The 12,618-nt window shown below is 45.6% G+C and carries 13 protein-coding genes and 4 tRNA genes; all 17 read right to left on the reverse strand.

Annotation, left to right across the window (positions count from 1 at the left end):
• Positions 1 to 126 (reverse strand): GTP-binding protein (locus FTU45_RS12665; RefSeq protein WP_227518531.1); only part of this gene is annotated, 126 nt, incomplete at its 3' end.
• A 150-nt stretch (positions 127 to 276) separates the two neighbouring features.
• A tRNA-Thr gene (locus FTU45_RS12670) sits at positions 277 to 351 on the reverse strand.
• Positions 352 to 368: 17 nt separating this feature from the next.
• Positions 369 to 444 (reverse strand) — tRNA-Gly (locus FTU45_RS12675).
• A 38-nt stretch (positions 445 to 482) separates the two neighbouring features.
• Positions 483 to 566, reverse strand: a tRNA-Tyr gene (locus FTU45_RS12680).
• A gap of 54 nt (positions 567 to 620) precedes the next feature.
• Positions 621 to 696: transfer RNA gene (locus FTU45_RS12685), tRNA-Thr, on the reverse strand.
• A gap of 98 nt (positions 697 to 794) precedes the next feature.
• Positions 795 to 2,288: an anthranilate synthase component I gene (gene trpE / locus FTU45_RS12690; protein WP_005095263.1), complete on the reverse strand. Its 1,494-nt coding sequence runs from the start codon at positions 2,286 to 2,288 to the stop codon at positions 795 to 797.
• A 108-nt stretch (positions 2,289 to 2,396) separates the two neighbouring features.
• Complete coding sequence (gph, locus tag FTU45_RS12695) at positions 2,397 to 3,065, reverse strand: phosphoglycolate phosphatase (RefSeq protein ID WP_100329455.1); 669 nt, start codon at positions 3,063 to 3,065, stop codon at positions 2,397 to 2,399.
• 78 nt (positions 3,066 to 3,143) lie between these two features.
• Positions 3,144 to 3,803, reverse strand: a complete 660-nt coding sequence (locus tag FTU45_RS12700; protein WP_005095259.1) for an FHA domain-containing protein — start codon at positions 3,801 to 3,803, stop codon at positions 3,144 to 3,146.
• Positions 3,804 to 3,865: 62 nt separating this feature from the next.
• On the reverse strand, positions 3,866 to 6,118 hold the full coding sequence (gene gspD / locus FTU45_RS12705; RefSeq protein ID WP_180076498.1) for a type II secretion system secretin GspD: 2,253 nt from the start codon (positions 6,116 to 6,118) through the stop codon (positions 3,866 to 3,868).
• A 38-nt stretch (positions 6,119 to 6,156) separates the two neighbouring features.
• Positions 6,157 to 7,020 carry a type II secretion system protein N gene (locus FTU45_RS12710; RefSeq protein WP_180076499.1) on the reverse strand — a complete coding sequence of 288 codons (864 nt, stop codon included), beginning with the start codon at positions 7,018 to 7,020 and terminating at the stop codon, positions 6,157 to 6,159.
• On the reverse strand, positions 7,020 to 7,763 hold the full coding sequence (gspN, locus tag FTU45_RS12715) for a type II secretion system protein N (RefSeq protein ID WP_180001408.1): 744 nt from the start codon (positions 7,761 to 7,763) through the stop codon (positions 7,020 to 7,022). The genes FTU45_RS12710 and gspN overlap by 1 nt, the downstream gene beginning before the upstream one ends.
• Before the next feature lie 181 nt (positions 7,764 to 7,944).
• Positions 7,945 to 8,271 carry an H-NS family nucleoid-associated regulatory protein gene (locus FTU45_RS12720; RefSeq protein ID WP_167381258.1) on the reverse strand — a complete coding sequence of 109 codons (327 nt, stop codon included), beginning with the start codon at positions 8,269 to 8,271 and terminating at the stop codon, positions 7,945 to 7,947.
• A gap of 142 nt (positions 8,272 to 8,413) precedes the next feature.
• Positions 8,414 to 8,842 carry a thioesterase family protein gene (locus tag FTU45_RS12725; protein ID WP_180076500.1) on the reverse strand — a complete coding sequence of 143 codons (429 nt, stop codon included), beginning with the start codon at positions 8,840 to 8,842 and terminating at the stop codon, positions 8,414 to 8,416.
• Between the two features lie 8 nt (positions 8,843 to 8,850).
• Positions 8,851 to 10,044, reverse strand: coding sequence for a heme biosynthesis protein HemY (locus FTU45_RS12730; RefSeq protein WP_180076501.1), 1,194 nt, complete (start codon positions 10,042 to 10,044; stop codon positions 8,851 to 8,853).
• A 6-nt stretch (positions 10,045 to 10,050) separates the two neighbouring features.
• On the reverse strand, positions 10,051 to 10,887 hold the full coding sequence (locus tag FTU45_RS12735) for a hypothetical protein (protein WP_180076502.1): 837 nt from the start codon (positions 10,885 to 10,887) through the stop codon (positions 10,051 to 10,053).
• Positions 10,884 to 11,663: a uroporphyrinogen-III synthase gene (locus FTU45_RS12740; RefSeq protein ID WP_100354891.1), complete on the reverse strand. Its 780-nt coding sequence runs from the start codon at positions 11,661 to 11,663 to the stop codon at positions 10,884 to 10,886. Before FTU45_RS12740 ends, FTU45_RS12735 begins: the two co-directional genes overlap by 4 nt.
• Positions 11,663 to 12,586, reverse strand: coding sequence for a hydroxymethylbilane synthase (gene hemC, locus FTU45_RS12745; protein ID WP_005095241.1), 924 nt, complete (start codon positions 12,584 to 12,586; stop codon positions 11,663 to 11,665). Before hemC ends, FTU45_RS12740 begins: the two co-directional genes overlap by 1 nt.
• Positions 12,587 to 12,618: the final 32 nt, after the last annotated feature.

Consider the following 12,618-nt stretch of genomic DNA (forward strand, 5'->3'; position numbering starts at 1 on the left):
GCCACCGAATTTCTTCGCACATACAGTTGCAATCGCAGCTGTTAAAGTTGTTTTACCATGGTCGACGTGACCAATTGTGCCCACGTTAACGTGTGGCTTATTACGTTCAAACTTAGCCTTAGCCATGTTAATACTCCTCGTTTACGTCGAACACAATTCTGAGTAAAACCCAGTTCCGACATGTCGTTTTAAAAAACCAAATACCAAATACTTGAAAAGCAGACTAAATAGCCTGCTTCTGGAATATTGTGCAATAAAAATTGCTAAACTGTAATCTGGAGCTCTTATCGAGATTTGAACTCGAGACCTCTCCCTTACCAAGGGAGTGCTCTACCACTGAGCTATAAGAGCAAATATTAGCACTTCAATGGAGCGGGAGACGAGGGTCGAACTCGCGACATGCAGCTTGGAAGGCTACCGCTCTACCAACTGAGCTACTCCCGCACGATGTTGGTACAAACCACTTATTGAAGTATTAAAATTGGTGGTGAGGGAAGGATTCGAACCTTCGAAACTTTCGTAGCGGAGTTACAGTCCGCCCCCTTTGACCGCTCGGGAACCTCACCATTTTACACTTACATCAGTGCTGTTCTTTACTCAACCCTTGAAACTCTCTAAGATGGTGCCGGCACACGGATTCGAACTGTGGACCTACTGATTACAAGTCAGTTGCTCTACCAACTGAGCTATGCCGGCGTTTCTTAGTGTTTCGTACGTTTCGTATCGGAACGGTGTGCAGTTTAGCAAAACTCACAAACCATGCAAGTGTTTTTTTCAAAAAAAACCCCAAAAACTCATAAAATCAAACCATTTGATGATAATTCAACCGCTTTGATCACTGCGCGAGCTTTTATTTGGGTTTCATTCCATTCAGATTCGGGATTTGAGTCGGCAACCAGCCCTGCTCCGGCCTGAACATAGACCTTATTTTCACGAATCACACAGGTACGAATCGCAATCGACATGTCCATTTCACCGTGCCAGCCTAAATAACCGACAGCGCCTCCAAAAATTCCGCGTTTTACCGGCTCAACTTCGTCAATAATTTCCATGGCACGAATTTTTGGTGCACCTGAAAGCGTACCGGCAGGGAAGGTTGCCTTAAAAACATCCAAGGCATCCACATCATCACGCACTTCACCCTGTACATTCGAGACAATATGCATGACATGCGAATAACGTTCGATCACCATTTGATCAGTCACTTGAACTTTACCAATTTTTGCAATGCGTCCGACGTCATTGCGACCCAAGTCAATCAGCATGACATGTTCGGCAATTTCTTTTTCATCAGAGAGCAAGTCTTGCTCAAGGGCCAGATCTTCTTCCTTGGTTTTGCCACGTGGTCGTGTGCCTGCTAAAGGACGCACTGTGGCAATGCCATTTTCCAGACGTGACAGAATCTCTGGCGAAGAACCGACAATATGGAACGGTGTATTGTTTTCCAAGGTTTGCCCTTGTACCAGAAACAGATACGGCGAAGGATTCAGATGACGTAGCGCACGATAGACCTGCAAAGGATCACCATCGAAATCTGACACCATACGATGCCCGGGCACCACCTGCATCACATCGCCGGCACGAATATATTCTTTGACCTTTTCAACCGAGGCAATAAAGTTGTCATGTCCGGTTAGAGATTCAAAATGTGGCGGACTATGTTTTTCAGCTTTCAGGCTAATCGGTGTTGCCAGAATATTTTCCAATTCATTCAATTGTTCATGTGCTTTTTCATAAGCAATCGGGTCAGCTGCATCGGCATGCACAATCAGAAATAAGGTATCTTTTAAATTGTCAAAGACAATGACGGTTTTAGACAACATCATCCAGATATCAGGCAAGCCAACCGGATCTGCTTCAGGCACATTTTTGAGTTTGGGTTCAATATAACGCACGGCATCATAACCAAAGTAGCCCACCAGACCGCCAGTGAAGCTTGGCAATGCAGGTAAGTCCTGTTGGGTCGGCACTTTAAACTGAGCCTGAAAGTCACGAATATAGTGAAAAGGATCTGCACAGTGCTGCTTTTCAATCGAGCCGTCCGCATGCTGTACCGTCAGTTCACCGGCATTACAGGAAAATACCGTAGATTCGCCCAGCCCAATAATCGAATAGCGTGCCCAGTTTTCTCCACCTTCGACAGATTCAAACAGATAAGCCTGCTGATGCTGCTTAAGACGCGCGAAAATAGAAAGTGGGGTATCCGTATCGGCCAGACGCTGACGGTACACTGGAATCAGGTTATAGCCTTGTGCAGCAAGTTGCTGGAATTGTGCTTGTGTGGTCATGCGGTTTTTCTCTTTAAATTGGGTTTACTCAGTGTATAAATAGACTTGAACTGAGCGACGCCATCGAAAAACCTGATCACTATTCATTTTATTTTCCTAACACCCTAATTAAGCAAGCAATTCACGTAGATCATCTACAATTTCTTGAGGATGACAGTCTGCTATATTTTCACCGTGATTATAGCCGTAGCTCACCACAATACAATCAATCCCGGCGCGACGTGCAGCCTCCACATCATTGGAAGAATCCCCGATCAGTAACACCTGTTCTTTCGTTACACCATACTGTTCGACACAGTGTAATAATTGACGCGGATGCGGTTTACGCTCGCTAAAACGGTCGCCACCAATGGTCTCGGCAAAATAATGTGCCATATCCAATGTCTCTAAAATAGCACAAGCAGGAAGCTCCGGCTTATTGGTGACGCAGATCAGGGTTTTGCCCTGCGCTTTGGCCCAGTCGAGAAACTTCAGAATTCCGGGAAATGGAACCGTGTCGACACAAGGATCAACATTATAAATATCCAGAAAAGTATTCAGCAGCTCCTGATGCTGTGCGGGTGTGACTTCACCAACCAGATGTAGCAATACACTTTCACAAAATATCGAGGTGCCCTTGCCCACCCAGGTACGAACCTGCTCTTCCGTGACCAAAGGCAATTGCAACACATTCAGGCTCATATTCATGGCACGATACAGGTCATGCGCCGAATCAACCAAAGTACCATCCAGATCAAACAAGATCAGTTCACGCTGTTCTAATTGTGCAATAGACATCCCGACCCTCTTTTATATTATTCGCAGCCACAAAAAAGGCATGCGCTGTGCATGCCTTGATTGTAACCAATCATCGGCTTATTTAAACATTACCCAAGCCATAATTGCCAAAATAATTAATACAATCACTGAAATCAAACCAACAGACACATTTTTCTGGGTTTCTTTTTCCTGCTCTACCCGTGACACAGGCTGCTCAACCGGCATTGGCGTAGGTTCTGGTTTCACTGCAGCAAGATCGACGCCTTCAGGAATCGGCGCTGGTTTTGGAATCCCGACATGGGTTGGCATGCCATCTCGGGTCAGCTGGACTGAGGCATCTCGCTGTGTCAGTTCCGGTATACCCTGCTCATTCATTTGTTGTGCTGGCGTTGGTTCAGTCACTTCAACCTGTGCCACGACTTTTTCTGCCGTGGCTTCTATTTCTGCTGGAACTTCTACCGCAGCCACAGGCGCCAACACGGAAAATTTCAGGCTGGCAAACTGAACGATATCATCCTGTTTTAATAACGTTTCCTGTGCAATCTGCACATCATTGACGAAAGTGCCATTCGATGATCCTAAGTCCTGTACCCAGAGCGCATCATCTTTGAGCAAGAAAGCAGCATGTTTGCGCGAGATCTCTGCGGCCTGCAACACAATGTCTGCGGCCTGATGTCGTCCCACCAGCATATCACGGTCAATGCTAATCTCTTGCCCTGTCAAGTCACCTGTAATCGCGTGTATTTTCCAAGTCATGAATTTACTTCTCTTTTCTCTTTGACATTATCATAACATGCTGTTTGTTCATGCTACATCACTTAGCTCTTCGGTCTAAGTGTTGTGGTGGTCACGGTATTTTTACGCTTTTCGACGTGTTGTCCGGGTTGTGACTGCAACACAGGCTCAATCGCGACAGGCGTGACTACCACAGCAGCTGGCTGAGTCGGCACTGGAGCCGTCGGCACAGTTTGATAAGACGAATTTTGTAAAGGTGTTTTCGAAACCGGAATACGCTGTTGATAGACATCACTGACCTGTTCCGGCAGCTTGGCAAAATTACCATCAGCATCCAGGGCCAGTTGCAGACTATACAGTTGGCTATAACGTTGCTGGGTCAGTTTACTGACTTCATTTTTATCCCCCACAATCGTTGGATGGATGAAGATCAGCAGATTACGTTTCTGATTAGATTTACCTTCAGAACGGAATAAACGCCCAAGACCAGGGATTGCGCCCAGACCCGGAACTGCCTGACGGCCATAACTGGTGTTATCCGAAATCAGACCACCCAGCACAATGGTTTGCCCATTTTCAGCCAGAATCGAAGTTTTAATCGCACGCTTGCTGGTCACCAGATCCTGCGCTTGTCCACGATCCCGATTAACAGCCGATACTTCCTGCTCCACTTCCAGACGCACCGTACCATCTTCACCAATATGCGGCACCACTTTTAAAGTGACCCCGACATCTTTACGTTCAATCGTGGTATAGGGATTGGCCACCCCAGCAGCGCCAGTTGAAACCGAGCCTGTCACAAAGGGTACGTTTTCACCGACCACAATATAGGCTTCTTCGTTGTCCATGGTCACAATGGATGGCGTAGACAACAGATTGGACTTGGTGCTTTCTTTTAAGGCCTGAATCAGCGCACCATACAGACGGCGTGAACCATCACTGCCTTCACGATAATCACCAAGCACCAACGAAGTCCCAGCTCCCACGGCACTTGCAGCACCTGCACCACCGCCGGTGAGATAACCGGCTGCCACATTTTTTAGGCTGGTACCAAAATTATCAAAGTTAATCAGCCCGATACCGCTACTGATATCTCCCAAGGCCCATTGCACCCCAAGCTGATCGGCATCTGTACCTTCTACTTCGATAATGGCAGCTTCAATCAGTACCTGTTGACGGCGAATATCCAGCTGATTAATTGCTGATTCGATTTCCCGCATCAATTGTGGATCGGCCTTAACCACCAAAGAGTTTTGCGTGGCATCGGCAATAATACTCACCCCATTTGCGCTAAAGCTGCTAATTCCACCCTGCTCGGTGTTCATGCCGGTATTCAACTGAATAGCGGAGGAAGTATTATTTCCGCTGGTGTTGCTACTGTTGTTATTGCTTAAACTGTTATTCGAACTCAGGGAAGATGAACCCGAAGACGTGCTAGTGGAATTTGAACTACTGTTCACCGCCTGCCCTGTCACCAGTCCCTGCAAGATCTCTGCCAGATTCTTGGCACTGGCATATTTCAAACGAAAGACTTTCAAGCCGCCCAGACGGTCTGCCGCCGGCACATCCAAAGTTTCAATCATTTGACGCAGCCGCTTACGCGTTGTCGGATCACCTTTAATGATAATCCGGTTGGTGCGGGTATCTGCGATGACACGTACCCGCGAACCACGAACATCTTTGGCTGCACCCGTGGCTGTCATGGACTCGATCAGCTCGATCATTTCCTCGGCCTGACTCGATTGTAGACTGACCGCTTCCATATCATTTTGACCGGTGCCATCCAGATTACGAATGATGGTTTCCAGCTGATAAATATTATTGGCCCGATCTGATACGATCAGCGCATTGGTGCCCGGCACTGCTGCCAGATGGGCAAATTGCGGCATCAAAGGGCGCAGTGCTGGAATCAGATCATTCGGATTGGTATTTTCCAGCCACAATACCCGAGTCACGATCTGGTCACCACTGGCACGGCTTCTGGCATCATAGGGAATGCCCGAGCTTTTGACATTGCTGTCCGGTACCAGCTTGATGGTATTGCCCGAAGGAATCGCCACCACACCATTGACATTGAGCACACCTAAAAACAGGTCATAGACTTCATTTTTATTCAGTGCTTTATTGGAAATAACGGTAACATTACCACGCACCCGCGGATCGACTGCGAAGTTCTTGCCGGTAATGTCAGCCACTTCATTAATGAATGCGGTGAGGTCAGCATCCCGCAGGTTGATTTTCCAGGTTTGCGCATAACCCGCCGTACTGATCATTGCTACGAGCGGGGCGGCCACACAGCATGCCCATGCTGATCGATTATTATTAAATAAAGCCATAAACTTTTGTGTTTCCTAACCCTATGCGTGATGACACATCACTTCAAATCTTGTTGTATGGTCATCGTCTGATCACCACGTTTTATTTCGAGTTTGACCTGACCTTCACGTCGAGCCTGTTCCAGTAATTGCGCCTCGGTTTGCCCCTGCGATAGCGTCTGACCGTTTAAAGATAAAATCCGGTCTCCCGGTCTTAAACCGAGTCGATTACGCAGTGCAGCTGGTGTCCGGGAAGTGATTTCAAAGCCTCCATCCGACGCACTGACCCCCATATTCTGTAAATACTGATCCTTGTTTTCCTGCATCTGCTGGATTGCCCGACCGATTTCATTTTGCACTGAAGGCAGATTTTGTGCTTCAGCTGCGCTATTCATAATCGAAGATGGAGCAGACATCGTATTAGATGCTGGGGTTGCCGGCACGATCGGCTGATTCAAGCCATTTTCCAGCCCCTTGAATAACACTTCATGAGTGGCACCGGTTGCTCTGCGCAGAATGACCCGATCCCAATAGACCTCGGCCAGCTCAAAACCACTACTGCCCAGCATTTCTCCAACGCGATAACGATCCACCTGATCATTGACTTTCAGCACCGCAGAAGAGTTATAGCTTGGACTGGCAACCACCACGCCTTGCAAAAGAATATTGGCAGCTTCTGCTCCTGCCGCTGTTTGTCCACTTTCCTGAAACAGCGAAAATGCACTGATATTGGGGATTTGCGCCTGTTGTGAACCCAGTTCCACCCGATCCAGCTGCATAGCTTGAGGTGGTGCAATCAGCAACCAGAACATGGCCGCCAGTTTCCAGCATAAATATAGAATCAACAACAGCAACACGACAGGCGCAACACGATTGGCCTGTTTCAGATCGATATTTTTTAGATCGCCAAGAGAAATGGCCATTAGTTCAAGCCTCCCATTAGGGGTTGGCGGGTACTAATCACATAAGTATCCAGGCCAGCTTTACCTTCATAGGAGGGTGCATTCATTAAAAAGCGCTGGGTAAGCTGGATATCGAGCATCAGACTGGGATCAAGCTTTATATTCAGCATACGTTGCTCTCGGTTATCCCGAACGTCGAGTAAGAGCTGTCCGCTCTCATCTGCCAGTTGTCCGGTCATGGCCGGTACATTCATACGTTCCTGACGCTGGGCAAAGCTATAAATCAGCTCACCACCCGCCCATTGCATTTGCCCGGTCACCTGACTGAAGCCTTGTTCCTGTTTATATTTAAAATCCAGCTCTTTAAACTGAATAGCAGTCGCTGGCCATTGCCAGTCTGCCACTTTTTTTAAGGTTTCCGGCGCGAGCTGACCCTCAAGATTTTTGACGATCAAGGCTTTATTCAGCCCATAGCCCATGATCCCTGAAAGCTGAGTATTGCCGCTATGCAATTCAACATCTGCCCCAACTCGCAGCAACAGCAAGTCCAATGGCCGTACTTTCCAGTTCAGGCTGCCCCGCAAATTACCTTTTTTCCAGTCAGCACTGCCCTGCCAGATATTCCCGTTTACATTGTGCAAGGCCTGATTATTTTTATAAAATTTTGAAATCAACCAGGCAGCTGGCACTTGCAGGATCACAAAGATAAAAAACGCCACAAGAGCAAGGATGAACCATTTTAAAGTTTTAGGTTTATTGCTCATCCCACCACGACCAATATCTCAAGTCTAAATCCCCATTTATAATGTTTTCCTTATACAGACACATTATGCACACTTTTTTCCCAACGCCAATTCATAGATATAAAAAAACCAAGCAATCATGCTTGGTTCAGCAATCTTAGACTGTCTGTATGACAGCCTAATGACGAGATCAAATCGAGGCTTAGATCAAGAAATCTTCAAGCTTGGCACCTTTGTCCAGCTCTGCCACCAACCAGCGCGGCTGCTTGCCACGACCCGTCCAGGTATCATCTGGGTTGCTTTTACTACGATAACGTGGCTCTACTGATTTACGTGATGATTTCTTGCGTTTAGACGCGCCAAATTCAAGTAACTGTTCAACCGTCATACCTACTTTGTCAGCAACGGCCAAGATTTGCTGATAAGCATCTTCGATCTCTTGGTCTTTTTTTGAAGCAATCAGTGATTCTGCTTCGGCTTGTAAACGCTTTAACTCTTCTACTGATAAATGAGTAATATCTGGCATAATGCTCTCCGATTAAATAATATTATTTGTTTTGTTAAATAATACCTCATCATATTTATATTAAATAAAACATTCAATATAAATATTTAAATCAATAACAATAAAGTTTAGAAATAATGACAAAATCAAATAATCAATTCATTTTTTAGATTTCATGTCCGGCTGTTAATTCAAGTGCTTCGATTTTCTTTCGGATATGTTCTGGAATTTGAGTTTTCTGCAGGGTTTTTTGATCAATAAAAACAATAACCGCTTCAGAAGTTGCTACTATACTTTGCTGTTTTTCACTCCATAATAAATAATGCATGCGGAATGCACTATTTCGAATCTCTTCAATACGTGCTGCAATTTTTAAATGATCTGGAAAAACCACCGGTTTTAAATAACGGCACTGATTTGAAGAGACCACCATAGAGACCGATTCATTCAGTAAATCCAATGCATCCAGATAAGCCAGACGTGCATTTTCTATATAACGATAATACATGGCATTATTCACATGGCCCAATGCATCCATATCTCCCCATGCCACGCTCTGTGCATAAACCACTGGATATTGTTGTAATTCTGACATGATGATTCTCAAATCTTAATTTCGATAAAGTTTACATTGGACTCAAATACTGCATTTAACTGCTGGAGCAAGTCTTCACGGTCTTGTAAGGCCGCTTTAATTCTCAAATAACTCATACGAATATCATCAGGATATAAGTCAAGCAAATACTGGGCTTCCTCTGTATAACCGGTGGCCTGTAACACATGCCATTTTGCAAAACTCAAAATCGGTAATGCCGGATACTTGGTTTCCCAATGCGAAATCTGCTGTGCAATATGATCATAATCCGGGTTCTGCCGTAACAATTGCTGTTGAAACCACAAATAAAATACGTCCTGATTAAATTGTTGCTCTAATAAATGAATTGCCATTGTTTCATGTTCGGCACTCATTTCAGGCATTCTGAATAATAATTTCAACCATAATAACTTGACTGTATAGTCACGATCAAATACTTGCTTTTTTAAATCTAAATAACGCTGTTGTAAATAAATTAAATCATCTTGTGTGGCCTGATCATAGGCTAATAATAATTGTTCAAGCCATATTTTTTTTACTTCTTGTTCTAAATGTCCATATTTAGTCGAGCGTAAATATAACCAGGGAAACTGTAGGGCAAATACACCCCATAATGTGGTGAGTCGCTGTTCATAGGCTGGTTTCACCTGTATTAACCATGGTGATAATTCATGCTGATTTAAAAATTCTAAATGAGTCAGTGCTTGCTCACCGTGCTGTTGCGATAAATAAATTTCAATTCGCTGCAATTCTGCCAACTCAAATGCCATCGGGTTAGACTGATTTAAAGCAGTCAAGGCATCTGTATATTGCTGTTGCCCCCAAGATAATCGTGCATCAATAATATGTTTGAGTAAGCCCGACTTGCTAAAAGACTGCTGAATAAAATCCCGTTGATCCTGAGCTGCATTTAATAACCAGATTACAGCCAGTTGTTCATAAGGATGTAAATGGGCAAAACTAAATACGGTTTCATTTTTACGCTGTTCACGGCTGCGATACTGTTTGATCGCGTACCAGAGGCAATGGATCAAAAAACTGAACGTGACCAGTGAGGCCGCCAAAAACCACAATGTGGTTTGTAACTGCCACTCACGCCAATATAAATAGACATAGCCGGCCCCATGCCCATAACTCAGGATGCTCAGCCCCGCTATACCCAGTAGGCAGATAAATAAATAGGCCAGCAAAATCTGTTTCATAAGCAATTAGCCAACTAAGGTGCGTGTATTTAATAAAGGCTTTGGAGTGACCGGTGTGGCCTTGATTTGATGCAACTGCTGAATCCAGTACTGACTACGTGCATCCGGTAATTGCTCCAAGACATCAATCACCGCATTCAACGCTTGCTGAAAGGCGACAGATTGATCTTGCTGCAACGTATTTTGTGCAATGAGCAAGCGCAACTGAGCTTCTTTCAATACCAGATGCCGTTGCATTAATACAGTACTCGGCTGCTCTGCAGCTTCGATCTGAATCCAGCGCTGCCAGAAAGAGCGTTGAGTTTCCAAACTTTGAAGATGCGGAGCCTGAATTTCTTTTTCAATTTCAGCATCCATCTGCATCAATACTTCTTTTAATTTATTTTGCTGCACCAAGCGACTATTGACGAATTTTTTCAGCATGTCCTGATCTTTCGCAATTACTTGCTGCAGACTACTGACCAAGGCAGGCGCCAAGACATACTCATCCAACTCATTCTGCAGGTGGTTTAGTTTTTCAATGGCGGTGGCATATTGTTGCTGTTGCAGTGCAAATTCAATCAGATCCAGCTGCTGTTGTACGAGAGCAATATCATTCTGCATGTCAGCAGTTAGCACTGCAGCTGCTGCCTGAGCTGAGGGAGTGCCTGCATTTTGCTGCTGGGCGGTAAACTGGCGTTTTAATGCCACAAACTGATCATTGAGATTGGCATTTTGCTGCTGCAACTGTTTAACACCTTGATGAAGTCCAGTCTGCGCTGCATTGAGAACATAAAGGTCATAGCTGAGTTTGATGAGCCACACCACACTCAAAATGAAAAATACAATAAATAGTTTCTTCATGCGTTCCCTAGTATCAGTCTCATTTTTTGCAAGATCGTATTCGCCTCTAAATCATCAATTTGCACAAATTCAAACCCTGCCTGATGCTGCTGTTGATATTCCCCAAGAAGAGTGGCCAAACGCGGCCCCAAAACCAAATAACGGGCCTGATGCATTAAATCCGAGTTATCCTGCATTAATGTCAGCCAGTTTAACCAGCTTGCTTCACTGCTGATTAGCACGGCAAAGCGCTGCTGCGCTTCAAGCAATGCCAGGTTTTCTGCCAAAATTATTGCTGTGCTTGCGGGGCATTGCCGCCGATATAAAATAAAATTCAAAATTTTGATATTATTTGCGCGCAGATGATCCATCATAAATTGACGGCCGCCTTCTCCGCGCCAGAAGGCCACAGCTGAGCCAGCAGGCAGTTGCCTTAACACGGGTAATTGCAACATGCCTTCCGAAGTTTCAAGTTCAGGCACATGACTTTGAATACCATAACCAGCCAGCGCCTGCTCAGTGGCTTTACCCACCGCCACCCATTGCACATCTGCCAAGCGCGATAAGATAATTTCCGCTTGCTGTAAATATTGCATGCCAATCTGGGCGGCAGTCGGACTGACCACCACAATGATTTTGGCCTGATCCAGCTGGCGATACAAGCGTAACAGCTCGTCGGAATAAGGCTGTGCGTGCAATTCCAGCAAAGGCAATTCTAGTACAGAAATCTGCGCTGCCTGTAACTGCTGAGTCAAACCCGCAGCACGCTCACTCGGACGGGTATTAATCAGTAACATCAGTTTGAATAAAGTGCTTTCAGCAACTCGCCTGCACCTTGATCGAGTAAATTTTTGGCCAATTCCACCCCTAACTGTTCAGCTTCTGCAATTTTTCCAGTGTGCTGTGCACGCAGCAAAACCGTTCCATCAACACTGCCAACGCGACCTTCGATTGAAATCACATCATTCTGGAGCGTGGCATAGCCGGCAATCGGCACCTGACATCCGCCTTCCAGATAGGCATTAAAGGCACGCTCAGCACGCACGCAGGCATCCGTTTCTGCATGTAATAATGGCTGAATCAAGTCCAGTACCGCCTGATCATGGGTACGGCATTCCAGCCCCAGTGCACCTTGACCTACGGCCGGTAGACTGATTTCAGGAGTCAGAGTATGACGAATACGTTCTGCCAGACCCAAACGTTTCAAACCGGCACTGGCCAGAATAATCGCATCATACTGACCGGCATCCAGCTTGGACAAACGTGTACCGACATTCCCGCGCAAATCAATGATTTCGAGATCAGGACGCTGTTTTAAAATCTGGGTTTTACGGCGCAAACTGGAAGTGCCCACTTTGGCGCCCTGTGGCAATTCATCAAAGCTGGCATAGGTATTCGAGACAAAGGCATCCAGTGGATCTTCACGCTCACAGATCACCGCAAGGCTCAGCCCTTCCGGCAATGCCATCGGTACATCCTTCATGGAATGTACGGCCAGATCGGCACGACCATCGAGTAAAGCAGCTTCTAATTCTTTTACAAATAGACCTTTACCACCAATTTTGGCCAGCGGCGTATCTAGGATTTTATCGCCCTGTGTAACAAAAGTGACTAACTCGACCTGCAAACCAGCGTGCAAATCTTGTAGGCGCGCACGGATATGTTCCGCTTGCCAAAGCGCAAGTGGACTTTGTCGAGTTGCAATTTTTAGGGTCTTCATAAATTTCAATAACAGTAAATGAGAACAATAGT

The organism is Acinetobacter sp. YH12106, assembly GCF_013418995.1.
GTDB classification, from domain to species: domain Bacteria; phylum Pseudomonadota; class Gammaproteobacteria; order Pseudomonadales; family Moraxellaceae; genus Acinetobacter; species Acinetobacter pseudolwoffii.